Genomic DNA, 14,805 nt, shown 5'->3' on the forward strand with positions numbered 1-14,805 from the left:
ATGATTTCATTTTTAACATATGATGAGGACAAGGGCGAGCTTGCCGCCATCAGAAAGCAAGTAAAGGACCTGGCTGGAAAATTGAGCGAAGAGGATTGGGATATCCGGGACTTTTTAAAACTGCCGGAATTTCAGGAATACATAAAAAAGGAGCCTTTGGCCGATGTGATGTGTTATGACGTGACCCAAAAGCAGGGGCTTGAGTATCTGGAACAGATCAGATCCAGGTACAGGGAGTCTCTGCTCATGGTGGTGGCGGACGCCGCCGTGTCACCCATGCGCTATTTAAGGCCTGCGATCGCTCCGTCCTCTCTGCTGCTTCGTCCGGCGGACGAAAAACAGATTCGGGAAGTGCTGGCTGAAACGCTTCAGTCCTTTTTGGAGCGGTTTGAGTCTGAGGATATGGCGGAGTGCTTTATGATCGAAACGCGAGAGGGAAAACAGTATATTCCATACAGCCAGATCTATTATATGGAGGCCAGGGAAAAGAAGATTTTTGTCAGAATTCTGGATCAGGAGATCGGATTTTATGAAACCATGGAGAACCTGGAACAGAATCTGCCTTCTGAGTTCATCCGGTGCCACAGAAGCTACATAGTTAACGGTAAAAAGATTGAAAAAGTAATGCTTTCTCAAAATATGGTCACGCTTAACGGCGGGCTGGCGGTGCCGCTGTCGAGAAGTTATAAAAAATCTCTGAAGGACTATAAGATATGATGAAGGAAGAAGAGAAAATCTACTATTTTAAGGAATTAGAGCTGGCCGTTCTGCTGACCGTGTGCGGAGTGGAGGAGCTTTACGGATTTCCCGTTTCCTATAAAGAGGCGGATGACAAAGAGCTGATCCGGTGCATTCACGGCCTTGTTAAAAAAGGCATATGCCGGGAAGAAGGCGGCAAGCTTGTGGTTTTGGAAGATGTGGCCGGATGGATAGAAAAACTGAGAATTTCCCGGACTGTGGTCAGAATGATGACGGACAGGGAACATGGCCGTATCTGTCTGGCCTACACGGCAAAAGACGGACTGGTAATGATGGAAAAGCAGTTTGAGGAATTCCGGTTATGGTGGGAGCCGTTTGACGGGCTTTTAACCTGGATGGAAGAATGCGGGCTGGCACCTGAACGGGCGGAGGAAACGGCCGCGCAGGCAGACCGGATATGCCAAATGGACCCGGGAGTGCAGAAGGAACTGGAAAAACTGGAAGAACAGGGGCCGGACTGCAGCGCGGATCTTAGCCAATTGGAGCGCATGGAAAACAGGATATCCTCTTTTGACGTGATTTCCGCCGGAATGGGATTTACGGAAACGCGCTATCTGATTGTCAGGGGAAGCATTTATCCCTATCTTCTGACTTGCGGCAGGGACGGAAAAAGGGCGGAAGTATACGCTAAGGAAACATGGGATCAGATCATCAGGAACTTCCATTCCGAAGGAGATGTGCTGATCTGAAAAGATACTGTGAACATAGAATGAGACGGCCGTCAGGGCGTCGGAAATGAGGAAAAGATGGTACTGGTAGACGTAACGGTGCCTTCCCTTGGAAGGACTTATGATTTCAGCCTGGACGAACAGGTTCCGGTATCCGTGCTGATTCCGGAAATGGTGGAGATGATATGCCAGAAGGAGCGGTGCGGTTTGGAGGGGATGCAGGACAAACTGAATTTATGCTGTCTGGATACCCGGGAAATCCTGTCGCCGGAGGCCGATTTGAAACAATATAAGATAGTAAACGGAAAGCGTTTAATGCTGATTTAGCCTTAAAACAGGCAAATCATGATAAAACAGGTCATCCGTCATAATAAATGTGCGGTTAGTCAGCTTTCTATGACTTGCGCACTATGATTTGGTACTATATGGATACAAGGAGATGAGACAGTGTTTAAAGTAATAATTCAACCGTTATTAGAGACATGTGACAACTTAAAAATGTCCGGCCGGCGCCTGGAGCTGGAAGCTGAAACATTAAAAAGTGTGGAAAGCGCATTAAGCGGTCTGTCTTATCTCGATGAACAGAGAAGAGACATCCGAAAGAAGCTTGAAGAGCTTGAGGAAAAGCGGGTGCAGCTGAACCAGATGGAGCAGGCGTTGTCCGCAATTGCAGATTGGTACGGACGGACCGAGGAACGGATCGCAGAAGAATATGAACAGCCGAAAATACCGTTTTTATCAGCGGAGTTCGATGTGAACAGATTCAGGGATCTGGCGGTAAGCCTGAAACGGATGGAAGTTATTTAAAGGAGGTAGGAACAGTGGCAGGCAGCATAATCGAAGTTACGATTTCTTCGCTGAACAGCGATATTGATACCTTGACGAGCACGCTTAATTCATTGAAAAGCCATTCGGACCGGATGCAGGAACGGATTCTGGAACTGGGTGCCATGTGGGAGGGGCCCGCTCATGAGAGCTTTAACGCTCAGTTTCAAAACGATTATATGGCGCTTCAGACTCTTTATAAAACCCTGGAAGAGCTGATTCAATGTATGGAGTATGCCAAGTCCGAATATCAGAAATGTGAAGATTCCGTAAGTTCTGCGATCGCAGCGATACGGATCTAGGGAGGATGAGAGATGGGATTACTTGCTTCCGGGGTACATATTAAAGTATCCACAGACGTATTAAACAACAAGGCAGCCGAGGCTGCAAAAGAAATTGAAGGCATGAAAGCAGATTTCGACACGTTAAAACAGACGGTAACCGCTTCTTCTTCCTACTGGATCGGGGAGGCCGGGGATCTACACAGAAAACTGTTCGCAGACCAGTCGGATGATATTACCGAGATACTGAAACGGCTTGGCGAACATCCGGTGGATTTACAGCAGATTGCAGGCGTTTATGCAGCTACAGAGGCTGAGGTTCAGGCCATGGCGGGCGAGCTTCCCGCAGATGTGTTATTTTAGGAGGGCGTTATGAGTTCAAGATCAGAGATAAGGTTTAATTTCAGAACTGCCATCAAGCAGGCAGAGCGGCTGGAGACTTCGGCCAGCCAGCTGAAAAAGCTTGCCAATACCTCTCTTGAAAATTCATTGGATACCCTTTCAGGAAGCTGGAAAGGTGAAAATGCCAGCGCGTATATCAAAAAGGGGGTTATCCTTCAAAAGGATATCGCAGCCACATCCGAAGAACTGAACCGGGTGGCCGCCGACATCAGGAGAATCGCAAAAAGAATTTATGACGCGGAGATGGAGGCGCTCAGAATCGCCAGCAAGAGAGATTACTAAAGGATATAATAATTAAATTTAATGATAAAATAAGGAGGACAATCATATGTCAGCATTTTCAGTAACAGCAAGCCAATTAAGAAAGAAAGCGGAAGATTTAACAAATTTAAATTCCAGATTAAAAAATGAAATCGGAACCCTGGAGGGATATGAAAACCAGCTGGCTTCCATGTGGGAAGGCCAGGCTCAGGCAGCATTCCGCAACGCATTTAACAATGATAAAGGCCAGATGAACGCATTTGCAACGGCAATCGACCAGTATGTAACCGCTCTTTTAAACATTGCGGCGAAATATGAGCAGGCGGAGCAGAAAAATCAGGAAATCGCATCATCCAGAACTTACAAATAGTGAGAAAAGTTACACAGTGCGAATTATAAAAGCAGCGTCTAAACAGAAATCAGATCAGAAAAGGAGAATAAATTATGGAAGGCATTTTAAAAGTAACACCTGAAAAATTAACCGAGGGAGCATCTAATTTTGGAAATTCCGGTAAAACCGTCAGCAGTTTAACATCAGAGATGATGACAACCGTAAAAAATCTTTCTACCGTATGGGAAGGCGAAGCGTCATCCGCTTATGTGAACAAATTCAGCCAGCTTCAGGATGATATCGAACGCATGAACCGCATGATCCAGGAACACGTTACCGATTTAAACGATATGGCAAGAACCTATCAGGAAGCGGAAAATGCCAACACCCAGGAGTCCGGCGGACTTCAGGGAGATGTGATTCAGTAACAGAGGTTGAAGCGCCGGGGGCTGTGTGGACAGCGCCTGGCTCTTCTGGTATCCGACATTTCTAAGATAAGTTGATAATGCCGCTGATGCGGCGGAATAAGAGGGAGTATGAAAAAATCAGGTTTAAAAGCGCTGATGATGGCGGCGGCAATTGCCATGGCGTCTGTTATGCCGGCCTCTGCCGCAGATCCGGGAACAGTACTGAATACAGATACCCGGGACGGCCAGATCGTGATGTATGTCCAGAACCCGGGAGAAGTGCAGAGCCTGGAGTATCAGATCGGAACCGGTCTGTGCGGCCAGGTTGAGAGCGCTTCCATATCCGGGCAGGAGGTTCCTCTCAAGACAATTATACTGCTGGACAATTCGTTGTCCGTGGTGGAAAAATACCGTCCCCTTATCAGCCGGACCATTCAGGATATTGTGGCGGACCGGATGGACAGGGAACAGTTTACGATCGCCACATTCGGCGAGAGCATCCAATATCTGATCCAGGACAGCAGTGATTACGCACAGATTAAGCAGATTGTGGACGGAATCAGTTATCAGGATCAGGAGACGTATCTGACTGATGTGCTGTATGATCTGTTAAAAGAACTGAATTCTTCTGAGGATGACTGTTTTAAACGGATCATTATCATTTCCGACGGGGTGGATAATAAGTCCATCGGCTATACAAAGGAAGAGTTATATGATTTGATCGGCAAAAATCCATATCCTGTCTATACGCTGGGATGCACCTATAAGAATAACAACGAGCAGCTCAAGAACATGTTTGCGCTGTCCCGCATGAGCAATGGGAGATCGTATCTTCTGGACGAGGTGGAGGACCCCATCGCGGTGGTGATGGATTTGGCTGCGGATCGGGATGTTCTTCGCATAACCGCCCGGCCTGATGCGAAACAGTGCGACGGATCGGTTAAAACGGTTCAGGTCACATTCCATACCTCAGGCGGTGATGTGACTTCCATGTCGGAAGTGCGTATGCCTATGGTTCAGGCTGTTTCGGAGCCGGAACCGGAAGTCAGCCAGCCGGAAACAGAGGAACCGGAGACAGAACCGGTCAGTGTGCCGGATGAGGAAGAGGAGGAGCCAAAAGAACGTGGAATTCCTCTGGCAGTACTGGCCATTGGCGTGGGAACGGTTCTGATATTCATGGCGGGAATTACAGCTCTCGTAGTGGTAATCGTGAAAAAGAAGAACAAAAAAGAGACATTTGAACCGTTTAACGGCACGATCCCCAACAGCGCCCCGGCAGCCCCGGTGAAAAAGTCGGAGACGGAATGGCTGGAACAAAGAAAAGGCGGACAGGGCAATGACAGCACCCAGATGCTTTGGGATGACAAGAGAAAATATGTTTTGAGCCTGGCGGATCAGAAAAACCTGGCCCGGACGTTTGAATGCCCGCTGCTTCAGTCGGTGGTGATCGGAAGAAAGCCGGAAGCCTGTCAGATGGTGCTGGATTACGATAAATCGGTGTCCGGAAGGCATTGCGAGATATTCATTAAAAACGGCAAGTTTTATATCAGGGATTTAAATTCATCCAATGGGACATTTGTGAACGGCAGCAGGGTTTTGACGGATGCGGAAGTCTATTCGGGATGCATTCTCACATTGGGAAGGTTAACTTTAAAACTGGAGATTCATTAGAATTCAGAATGAAGGATAATATGGAGATAAACAGCAGAGGGATCAGTGATTGCGGATTAAAGAGAGGGATGAATCAGGATGCAATCCGGGTTTTGCAGAAGGGCAGATCCGGATTGTTTCTGGTGGCGGACGGAATGGGAGGCCACCAGCATGGGGAAAGGGCCAGCCGCCATCTGGCACAGGCTTATCAGAACTGGTGGACACAGGTATTTCTGCCCGGTTCCAACCAGGAATTTAACCGCCTTATGATGTCTTTGAAGGAGGTTTTGTACCAGGCTCACGAGTATATCAGGAATACGACGCCTGCCGGAGAAGTCTGCGGTTCCACGATTGTTCTTATTCTGATACATAACGGATATTATGGTATAATAAGTGTTGGTGACAGCAGAATCTACCAGAACAAGGGGTTCCGGCTGCACCAGCTGACTTCGGACGACGTGTGGGAGAACCTTCCTCAGACGGTTCAGGCCTTTTCTGCGAAGGAGATAAAATCCCACATGAACTATGGAAAACTGGTTCAGGCCGTGGGAGTGGGAGAACAGATCAGCTGCCACGCCCGCACGGACCAGCTGAAAAAGAAACAGATATTTTTATTATGCAGCGACGGCATTTACAAATACTGTCCGGAGCGGTTTCTGGAAAAAGAGATGAGAACCGCGCTGAGGACAGGACAATTAAACGAATCAATGGAGCGGATCAGGAAAAAGGTGTACGATAATTCGGCGCCGGATAACCTGTCGGCTGTCATGATCCGAATCGAGTAACCAAAGGAAAAAGGGGAAGTATGGATCCACGGTTTGCACAGAACTACAGAATCATTAGAAAAATTAATCAGGGCGGAATGTCAGAGATATTTCTGGCTGAGCAGATCCGGACGAAAAAGCAGCTTGTGGTAAAAAGCGTGTCGAAGAACCAGGGAGTGAAACTGGATTTCCTGGCGGAAGCGGATATTCTGATCCATCTGGATCACGATATGCTTCCTAAGATCTACGATATCTTTGACGAGACGGATAATGTCTACATCGTGGAGGATTATGTGGAGGGAGTCGCGCTGGATGTCTGGCTTCAGGGCCAGGGCCGCGCGCCGGAGAATGTGGCCTATTACTGGTTCACGGAACTATGCAGGGTGCTTCAGTATCTGCACGGAAACAGGCCGTTTCCCATCATTTACCGGGATATGAAACCGTCCAATATCATGCTGCAGCCCGACGGAAGGCTGAAACTCATCGATTTCGGCATTGCCAGAGAGTATAAGAGCGGCAATACGGACGATACGACCTACATCGGGACGCGGGGATATGCGGCGCCGGAGCAGTTCGGAAAGAGCCAGTCGGATGCCAGGACGGATATCTACAGCCTTGGCATAACCATGTACCATATATTGACCGGGAGAGGGCCCAACGAGGAACCTTTCTGCGGAAAACCTTTAAGGGAGATGGACCCGTCCATCTCAGTCGGAATGGATTATATCGTTTCCAGATGTATCCGTCCGGATAAAAATGAGAGATATCAGTCGGTCGATGAACTGATGGCCGATTTGAATCATATACATACATTTGATGCGGAATATAAGCGGTATAAGCGCAATAAACTGCTGAGGACGCTGACCTTAACGGCCATGTTTTTATGCTCGGCCGGACTTTTGGCCGGGGGATTCGTTCAACTGGGCAGAGAGAAGACGCAGCGGTATCTGGCTTGTCTGGAATCGGCTGAGGACTGTATGGAAGAGGCGCCCAAGGAGGCGATGGAGTATCTGAAGGAAGCCAGCCATATCGATCCAAAGAGGCCGGAAGCTTACGGAAAATACGCCTACGCCTTGTACCTGGACGGACAGTATGAGAAATGCATTAAATTCTCCCTTTCCAACCAGACGGATTTCCCGGATGACCCGGATCTTCTGCTGGCGCTGGCCTCTTCCTATTTCGAACTTGAGAATTATTCTGAAGCCGGGGATTATTTCTATAAAGCGGCCAAGAAAACGGATATGAAGATCGATAATCTTAGGGACTATGCGGTATGCATGGGACGGTTAGGGCAGATTTCCCAGGCGGAAAAGATTCTGGATCAGATCATTAAACTGGATGACACTCAGGACATTTCCTTTTATGTGGCGGGAGAAATCTACTATGTACAGGGGAAATACCTGGAGGCGGAAGAAACCTTTCAAAAGGTGATCGGCCAGACCGCATCTTCTCAGATGAAGAAAAGAGCTTATATTGCTCTGGCAACCACTTACCGGGACAGCGCTAAGCTGCATGCAGGCGATCCCCAGAGGATCGGAGATGTCTATACCAAGTCCGTCAATGCGATCGGTGATGCGCTTCGGGAAGAAGGAATGCAGAACAACACCGTTTTGATGGAGATGCAGTCGGCGGCCTATTATGGAAGAGCGATTGAACTGAATTACAACAAGGAAGATATGATTAAGGCGGCGGAAGGGTTTATAAAGGTAGTGGATGCGGGAATCCAGAAGGAATATCTGTATGTCAACGCATTTACCGCATACCAGTATGCCGGAGAATATGAAGCGGCGAAACAGGTCTTGGGAAAATACCAGGCCGCCTATCCGTCAGATTATGTGCCTCATGCGCTTTTGGCACAGCTTTATATAATGATAGAAAACGGGAAACCGGAGGCCCAGCGGAATTTTACAGCCGCATATGAGGAATATCAAAAGGCAGCCGGACTCGTGGATAAAAACAGTGACATCACCCAGTTTCAGCAGCTGGAAGGTCTGATTAACCAGCTGAAAAACGGCGGATGGCTGTAGAAGGAGGGCATGATGACATTAGGAACTCTGATGATAGCAGGAGGAGTTATTCTGTTGGGAGCTTCGCTGATTACAGCCGTGTTGTTCCATGTATTTCCTTTAAAATACGAACAGGAGCATGGAAAAGTACGGTAAAAGGGGGGGATGAGTATGAAAACAAAGTATAAGGTTTTGCTGACAGTGATTATACTGATTTCCGGTATTATCTGCGGTTTCGTGCTTTCCTTCCGTTATTCCGGCCAGGTCAATCATTTCATCGGCGGGCGGCAGCTGGCCCGGGCTGAAAAGTTCATGGATCAGATGGATTATGAGCAGGCAGTGATCGCATTTCAGACGGCCATTAAGATAGAGCCTAAGAGATCGGACGCATACCTTGGTTTGGCATCCGCTTATCAGATCATGGGAAAACAGGATGAAGCGGTTCAGGTATTGGCCGCAGGCTATAAAACCACGAAAGACAGCCAGGTTTCAAGACAGCTGGAAGATATTGTCCTGGAGATGTACGAAGCTTATATGAAGGATGGCGACTATGATAAGGCGGAGAAGATTCTGGAAATCCTTTATCAGGCCACCGGGGACAGGGGGACGAAAAAGAAGATCGACGGCCTGAAAGAACAGGCCAGTCTGGACCAGCAGAGCCGTCAGCTTCTGGAACGGCTGTACAGAGCCTGCGAATCGGGAAATATGGATTATGTGAAGGATATTCTGAATACATCCGAGTATCAGACCCTTCTTGCAGGCGTTAATGACAGAGTGATCTATCCTTTGGGCACGGGAAAGGCCGTGGCGGTATTCCCGAACAAGGCGCTTTACTATGGAAATTTGGAAGAAGGAAAACGGGACGGTTCCGGCATCTGGCTTAAATCGGATGCGGAGAGCACCAATATCTATGAAGGACAGTGGAGCGGGGATATGCCGGAGGGAACCGGAACCGTAACATTTACTAAATATTCTGCCAGAGGAACGGTTCTTTATACAGCCCGTACCAGCGGAACTTTCTCAAAAGGAAAAGAAAACGGCGCCATGACTCTGGTGCATATGCAGAACAATGAAACGAATACGTTCAGCTACAACGCTTCGTCGGGAATCGCGGAGCCGATGAACGGAGTGGTCCAGAACCGGAACGGCAATCAGTACGTGGTGGCCGTATCCAGGGAACACAGTGAAAATGAATTTATAACAACGGCCACAGAGGAATACGGAGTTTACGGCTTTATCACAGGCGCAGGTAATTCTGCGATACCGATTTCATAAAGGGGGGATTTGGCGATGATATGTAAAAATTGCGGGAAAGAAATATCCGATCAAAGCAAGTTCTGTCCGAAATGCGGAACACCTGTAAAGCAGCCGGAGAAGATACAGGCGGAACCAAGCGTACCGAAAGATCAGGTCTGTGCCAGATGCGGCCATCCGGTGCGGCCGGGCAGTAAATTTTGTTTGAAATGCGGATTTAGAGTAGAGGATTTGCCGGATACGTCGGGAGACACCGAATATCTGGCCCCGGAAGAGTATGGGGATGAAACGGAAGTGCTTATGCCCCAGGGAGAACGCCAGGCGGGAGCTGTGATCTTCCCATCACCGCCGCCCGCGCCCATGCCGGCTCCGGCTGTTCCACAGGCCGGAATGCAGAACCCTCCGGTTAAGAAAAAGAGCAGAGCCGGGCTGTTTGCCGCCCTTGCCGCAGTTTTATTTATAGCAGCTATAGCAGCGGGAATTTGTATCTATCTGTTTGTGGCACCGATGATGAATGGAAAGTCCAGCCCGCTGTTTAACCAGAAGGCTGGTATTCAGGACGAGATAGAGGAGACTGAGGGAACAGCGGAGGAAGACGAAAGCGCAGAGGAAGACGAAACCACAGAGGAAGGTGAAACAGATTCTGAAGGCGAAACTACGGAAGCGGAGAGTACAGAACCGATATTTGGCATCAAGGAGCAGTAAAGATAAAGTTGGAACCTCAATAGAAGAAGCGTGCAGTTTAAGACTGTAAAAGCCATGGGAGAATGGGGAGGCAGGTATGAAAAAGATAAAAATTTCGGTGTTGGCAGCAGGAATAGTAGTTGCCGCGGCTGTTATAGGGATAGCGGCATTTGGAATCGTACGCTTCAGGGATGGTAAAGGAGAGGGCTCATCAGTATCATATATTAAAGATAATGGGCTTTACCGGTATAATGTAAAATCGGGAAAAGAGATTAAGCTTTCCTCAAATGCGGTCAGTGAATCTGACAGGTGGTATGCCCGGTATTCGGCTTTAAATGATATTCAAGAAAGTCCGGACGGGAAATATGTCTTCTTCTATGAAGATTATGATAGTTTTTATGGGAAACTCTGTTATATGAACCAGAATAAAAAGGATGCTTCCAAAGAAAAGATCGACAACGACGTGTCCCTTTTTGAACTGGCAGATGATAATAAAGTGATCTATATGCAGGATACCGGCACATTATACATGTATGATATAAAGAGCGACGAAAAAGAAAAAATAGGAGTTGATGCGGTCTCTTTTACTGTTAGTGAGGACGGAAAAAATTTGTTTTATACTACAGAGGATTCAGATATTTATTATATAAAGATAGAAGAGGACGCTGATAAGGAAAAGCTTGCTTCCGATATTGAGGATCTTTTATATTATACAAAAGATTTGAATACTATTTACTATACAAAAGAATCGGATATCTACTGCATCAAGAACTTAAAAGATAGAGAAAAAGTTGCTTCAGATGCAGTCCCAATCGGAAGCTATAATGACAATGCAGGTATTTACTATACCAAGAATGTGGAGCAGGTATTTACCAGCGATACGGTCTTGATTGATGATTTTGCTGCTTCCGATGCCGACTTGCCGCAGCCACTGGCCGGAAAGTACACGAAGAAGGAACAGACTTCTACAGGCAAAACTATTATGGTTACTGACAATGAAGCATTTAATGCGGCTAAAGAAAAGTATCGTGAAAAACAGCATCGTGATACTTTAAGGGCACGGTTTAAGGCGGAATTGGAACCGTATTTAAGAGAATGTACGGATATCTATGCTTATGACGGTGCGGAACATGAAGTGTTAAAGAAGGCTGCAGTTCCTTTACCACTGGGATGGAACAGCCAGATGTGCTATACTTTCTGTTGGGGGGAAACGAAAATTCCAACGATTAATCTATCTGATATTGAAAGTTATGAGGATATAACAGAATTTATATCTCAGGAATTTGAGAACATAGCGGAAGACGGGACTAATGCTTACCTTTTAGTTGACGGCAAGGCGGTACCATTTACATATGACAGCAGTGTGATGTACAAAGTGGATGAAGAGGCTGGTATCATTTATGGGGCACGGTTCAGCATAGATTCAGAATCTGACAAGAAGAATTATAGTGAATTGTTTTCTGTAACATATTCGGATGCCGGAGTTGGGGAAGCAGTTTCTATTGATAATGATTTGGATAAGGACAGTGCGTTATCGTCATTGAAAAACGGGGTTATGTACTATTATAAAGACTATGACAGTGAACTCCGGACAGGAACTTTATATTGTAATGGTGATGAAATTGATCAAGATGTGTATTATCATTATTACGATGAAGGCAGCAAGATGCTTTATTATCTGAAGGAGAAGAGCAAAAGCGGCAATGGAATGCTTTGCAGTTATGATGGAAGCAAGACAGCAAAGTTAATTGATGATGCAGTGCTTTTCAACATTGTGGATGGCAAGCATGCAGTTGTTTTAGTTAATTATAGTACCAAGAGAAAAACCGGGGATTTGAAACTGGTGTCTGTAAAAGACGGTGGCAAGCCAAAGAAAATAGATGAAGATGTCAGTTTAATCCAGGACAGTTTAGGTAATTATGGCGTGTTGACAAACTAAACAATGGTTGGCAGTTTTATTCAATGGTTAAGGCAGCTCCCTAAAAGCTGAATTAAAATAACAAAAGAGGCGGCAGAAACCTGACAAACGGGAAAATGCAGCAGAATAAGGAGGCAAGTATGAAAATTTGCAGAAATTGTGGCCATGAGATGAATGACGATGAATTATTTTGTTGTGAATGTGGTACAAAGGCAGAGGAGCAGGAAACTGCAGCAGAAGTAACCCAGGAGACAGAGGGCGAAAAGGACGAAGAAACAGAAGCCATCGAAAAGGCGCTGGATGCAGCGGTTGAGGAAGAGCAGACGACCGCAGAGGAAGAAACACTCATCGCGGATCAGACCGGGGCGGAAGAAGAATATGTGACGGCCAAATTGGATGAACCGATATTTTGCCCGAACTGTGGAATGAAAAATGAAGCGGACGGAATGTTCTGCCAAAACTGCGGAGCTCCGTTAAACGAAATCAATACGGCGGACGCCGCCGTACCGCTGCAGTCAGAAGCGGTTCCGGCTGCAGATCAGGTGCAGCCGGAAGAGCCGGCAGTTTCAGAACCGGCCCAGGCAGTTCCTATCTATTGTCCGGCCTGCGGCACGCTCAACGACGCATCCGACGCATTTTGCCAGAGCTGCGGCGCCAATCTCCATGAATCAGCGCCAATGCCTCAGGAAATCCCGGCTCCGGTTAAGAAAAAATCAAAACTGCCGGTTATTATAGGCGGGATTGCAGCCGCTGCCGTAGTGGTAGGAGCAGCGGCATTTGGAATCAGCCGTTTTGGCGGAGGAAAAGGAGCAAATCCGGACATTAAATATGTGAAGGATACCGGAATTTATCAGTACAATATAAAAGCGAATAAGGCTTTGGAGTTCACTTCCAAAGGCGTTGAGAAGAACGCACCGTATTATGTGCTCTACAGTGCTTTATCCGGCATCCAGGAGACCAAAGACGGTAAATATGAGTTTTTCTACGAAAATTACGACGGGTCAACGGGAAAACTCTGCTACATTGATAAGAAGAAACAGAGCGATAAAAATGATACCACGGAAAAGATTGACAATGATGTTACTTCGTTCCAGGTTACGGATGATAACAGGGTAATCTACATGAAACGCGGCACCGACACCCTTTATATCTATGATCTGAAGGGCGACGAGAAAGAAAAAGTGGGATCGGATATCTATACTTATATGCTCAGTGAAGATGGAAAAACGATGTTATATATTACCAATGATATGGATATGTATTACAGAGAAACAAAGATGGATGCTGATAAGGAGAAACTAGATTCAGACGTATACTATTCTTATTATTACACAAAAGATTTAAACACCATTTACTATACAAAAGATACGGATATCTACTGCATGAAGAATTTGAAGGATAAAGAAAAGGTTGCTTCAGATGCAACTCTTTTGGGAAGCTATAATGACAATGCAGGTATCTATTATACAAAAACCTCAGATGAGGCAATTACAGTCAAAGATATAGTAGATGATGATATGGCTGCAGCTGATGCGGCGATGTCAGAGCCTTTGAAATCCAACTATACAAAACAGGAGCAGAGCTGGTTTGGCGGAACGAGAACCGTGACGGATTATGACGCTTATAATGCGGCAATGGAAGCGTATCGTGAAAAAGAGAGCAGAGATGAGATTCGTGAAGCTCTGAAGGACGAAACGTCATTTTATATGGGTGAATTTTTAGATATTTACGCTTATGACGGCACGGAACACGAGCTGTTAAAAAATGCTTCCAGCCCGGAAGATATCGGAATTTCGGATTGGATTTATTATACATACTGCTGGGATGACGTGGAACTTCCTACAGTAAAATTATCTGAACTTGAAAGCGCTTATGATGTTTCCAGTGTCGTATTCGAGGCAGTTGATAAGCTGGCTGAAGACGGAATGGACGGTTATCTTCTGGCAGACGGAAAGGCAGTGCCGTTTGCCTATGAAAGCGACGTCGAGTATACGGCGGATGGAGATTCAAAAACGATTTACGGAACCAGATATACCTTTGATGAAGATACCTACAATACTACTTACGAGGAACTGTTCTCAATGAAATATTCGGACAGCGGAGTTGAAAAGCCGGTTACCATCGATGATGACCTGGGTGAAAGGTACTCTTCCCAATATCCGGAAAGCGGAAAGATGTATTACTATAAGGATTATGATAATTCAAAGGGACAGGGAACCTTGTACTGTGACGGTGAGGAGATCGATGACGATGTCTATGTCTACTATTATGATGAAGATACGCAGAATCTCTATTACCTGAAAGAAAAGAGCAAGAGCGCCAGCGGAACTCTCTGCCGTTACGACGGCGGAAAGCCTGTAAAACTGATGGATGATGTATCATTCTTCTCTGTTGCAGATAATCAGTATGTAGCAGTTTTGGTGGATTACAGCAATAAGCGCCTGAAAGGCGACCTGAAGCTTATATCCCAAAAGGACGGCAAGAAGACGAAAAAGATTGATGAGGATGTCAGATGGCTTCTGAACGGAACGGGAAGCTATGATATGTTTTACTAATTGCAGCGCTCAGGCTGTAGGAAAATAGATTAAATAATTT

At 46.4% G+C, this 14,805-nt stretch carries 17 protein-coding genes; all 17 read left to right on the top strand.

From position 1 onward, the window contains the following. The 17 genes from C0033_RS22905 to C0033_RS22980 all read left to right on the top strand — a co-directional run bounded on the left by C0033_RS22905 (position 1) and on the right by C0033_RS22980 (position 14,765). Positions 1-717, top strand: coding sequence for a LytTR family DNA-binding domain-containing protein (locus tag C0033_RS22905; protein WP_180994712.1), 717 nt, complete (start codon positions 1-3; stop codon positions 715-717). Next, positions 714-1,448, top strand: a complete 735-nt coding sequence (locus C0033_RS22910; RefSeq protein ID WP_103228215.1) for a hypothetical protein — start codon at positions 714-716, stop codon at positions 1,446-1,448. Before C0033_RS22905 ends, C0033_RS22910 begins: the two co-directional genes overlap by 4 nt. 57 nt (positions 1,449-1,505) lie before the next feature. Beyond that, positions 1,506-1,754: an EsaB/YukD family protein gene (locus C0033_RS22915; RefSeq protein WP_103228216.1), complete on the top strand. Its 249-nt coding sequence runs from the start codon at positions 1,506-1,508 to the stop codon at positions 1,752-1,754. Positions 1,755-1,874: 120 nt separating this feature from the next. After that, entirely contained in the window at positions 1,875-2,234 is a 360-nt protein-coding gene (locus C0033_RS22920) for a hypothetical protein (RefSeq protein WP_103228217.1), read from the top strand. Positions 2,235-2,248: 14 nt separating this feature from the next. Further along, positions 2,249-2,554: a WXG100 family type VII secretion target gene (locus C0033_RS22925; RefSeq protein WP_180994713.1), complete on the top strand. Its 306-nt coding sequence runs from the start codon at positions 2,249-2,251 to the stop codon at positions 2,552-2,554. Positions 2,555-2,566: 12 nt separating this feature from the next. Further along, a complete protein-coding gene (locus tag C0033_RS22930; RefSeq protein WP_103228219.1) occupies positions 2,567-2,896 on the top strand; it encodes a WXG100 family type VII secretion target in 330 nt (109 codons plus the stop codon). Positions 2,897-2,905: 9 nt separating this feature from the next. Next, positions 2,906-3,217: a WXG100 family type VII secretion target gene (locus C0033_RS22935; protein ID WP_103228220.1), complete on the top strand. Its 312-nt coding sequence runs from the start codon at positions 2,906-2,908 to the stop codon at positions 3,215-3,217. Positions 3,218-3,263: 46 nt separating this feature from the next. After that, positions 3,264-3,566: a WXG100 family type VII secretion target gene (locus C0033_RS22940; protein ID WP_103228221.1), complete on the top strand. Its 303-nt coding sequence runs from the start codon at positions 3,264-3,266 to the stop codon at positions 3,564-3,566. A 74-nt stretch (positions 3,567-3,640) separates the two neighbouring features. After that, entirely contained in the window at positions 3,641-3,955 is a 315-nt protein-coding gene (locus tag C0033_RS22945) for a WXG100 family type VII secretion target (RefSeq protein ID WP_103228222.1), read from the top strand. 108 nt (positions 3,956-4,063) lie between these two features. After that, positions 4,064-5,605 carry an FHA domain-containing protein gene (locus tag C0033_RS22950; protein ID WP_103228223.1) on the top strand — a complete coding sequence of 514 codons (1,542 nt, stop codon included), beginning with the start codon at positions 4,064-4,066 and terminating at the stop codon, positions 5,603-5,605. A gap of 8 nt (positions 5,606-5,613) precedes the next feature. Continuing rightward, a complete protein-coding gene (locus C0033_RS22955; protein WP_180994714.1) occupies positions 5,614-6,369 on the top strand; it encodes a PP2C family serine/threonine-protein phosphatase in 756 nt (251 codons plus the stop codon). Between the two features lie 20 nt (positions 6,370-6,389). Then, positions 6,390-8,375, top strand: a complete 1,986-nt coding sequence (locus C0033_RS22960) for a protein kinase (RefSeq protein WP_103228225.1) — start codon at positions 6,390-6,392, stop codon at positions 8,373-8,375. Positions 8,376-8,387: 12 nt separating this feature from the next. After that, entirely contained in the window at positions 8,388-8,510 is a 123-nt protein-coding gene (locus C0033_RS27710) for a hypothetical protein (RefSeq protein WP_278320748.1), read from the top strand. A 15-nt stretch (positions 8,511-8,525) separates the two neighbouring features. Further along, positions 8,526-9,629 carry a tetratricopeptide repeat protein gene (locus tag C0033_RS22965; protein ID WP_103228226.1) on the top strand — a complete coding sequence of 368 codons (1,104 nt, stop codon included), beginning with the start codon at positions 8,526-8,528 and terminating at the stop codon, positions 9,627-9,629. A 15-nt stretch (positions 9,630-9,644) separates the two neighbouring features. Continuing rightward, the gene (locus C0033_RS22970) at positions 9,645-10,313 is read left to right on the top strand and encodes a zinc ribbon domain-containing protein (protein WP_103228227.1); all 669 of its coding nucleotides are present in this window, start codon (positions 9,645-9,647) and stop codon (positions 10,311-10,313) included. A gap of 76 nt (positions 10,314-10,389) precedes the next feature. Further along, on the top strand, positions 10,390-12,231 hold the full coding sequence (locus C0033_RS22975) for a hypothetical protein (protein WP_103228228.1): 1,842 nt from the start codon (positions 10,390-10,392) through the stop codon (positions 12,229-12,231). Between the two features lie 119 nt (positions 12,232-12,350). Then, the gene (locus C0033_RS22980; protein ID WP_180994715.1) at positions 12,351-14,765 is read left to right on the top strand and encodes a zinc ribbon domain-containing protein; all 2,415 of its coding nucleotides are present in this window, start codon (positions 12,351-12,353) and stop codon (positions 14,763-14,765) included. Positions 14,766-14,805 lie beyond the last annotated feature (40 nt).

Origin of the sequence: Clostridium sp. chh4-2 (assembly GCF_002899675.1) — a bacterium.
GTDB lineage: Bacteria > Bacillota > Clostridia > Lachnospirales > Lachnospiraceae > CHH4-2.

Bases quoted from the DNA above. Each gene is read 5' to 3' on its own strand.
- C0033_RS22905 (WP_180994712.1), top strand. From the start codon at position 1: ATGATTTCATTTTTAACATATGATGAGGACAAGGGCGAGCTTGCCGCC.
- C0033_RS22910 (WP_103228215.1), top strand. From the start codon at position 714: ATGATGAAGGAAGAAGAGAAAATCTACTATTTTAAGGAATTAGAGCTG.
- C0033_RS22915 (WP_103228216.1), top strand. From the start codon at position 1,506: ATGGTACTGGTAGACGTAACGGTGCCTTCCCTTGGAAGGACTTATGAT.
- C0033_RS22930 (WP_103228219.1), top strand. From the start codon at position 2,567: ATGGGATTACTTGCTTCCGGGGTACATATTAAAGTATCCACAGACGTA.
- C0033_RS22935 (WP_103228220.1), top strand. From the start codon at position 2,906: ATGAGTTCAAGATCAGAGATAAGGTTTAATTTCAGAACTGCCATCAAG.
- C0033_RS22940 (WP_103228221.1), top strand. From the start codon at position 3,264: ATGTCAGCATTTTCAGTAACAGCAAGCCAATTAAGAAAGAAAGCGGAA.
- C0033_RS22945 (WP_103228222.1), top strand. From the start codon at position 3,641: ATGGAAGGCATTTTAAAAGTAACACCTGAAAAATTAACCGAGGGAGCA.
- C0033_RS22950 (WP_103228223.1), top strand. From the start codon at position 4,064: ATGAAAAAATCAGGTTTAAAAGCGCTGATGATGGCGGCGGCAATTGCC.
- C0033_RS22955 (WP_180994714.1), top strand. From the start codon at position 5,614: ATGAAGGATAATATGGAGATAAACAGCAGAGGGATCAGTGATTGCGGA.
- C0033_RS22960 (WP_103228225.1), top strand. From the start codon at position 6,390: ATGGATCCACGGTTTGCACAGAACTACAGAATCATTAGAAAAATTAAT.
- C0033_RS27710 (WP_278320748.1), top strand. From the start codon at position 8,388: ATGACATTAGGAACTCTGATGATAGCAGGAGGAGTTATTCTGTTGGGA.
- C0033_RS22965 (WP_103228226.1), top strand. From the start codon at position 8,526: ATGAAAACAAAGTATAAGGTTTTGCTGACAGTGATTATACTGATTTCC.
- C0033_RS22970 (WP_103228227.1), top strand. From the start codon at position 9,645: ATGATATGTAAAAATTGCGGGAAAGAAATATCCGATCAAAGCAAGTTC.
- C0033_RS22975 (WP_103228228.1), top strand. From the start codon at position 10,390: ATGAAAAAGATAAAAATTTCGGTGTTGGCAGCAGGAATAGTAGTTGCC.
- C0033_RS22980 (WP_180994715.1), top strand. From the start codon at position 12,351: ATGAAAATTTGCAGAAATTGTGGCCATGAGATGAATGACGATGAATTA.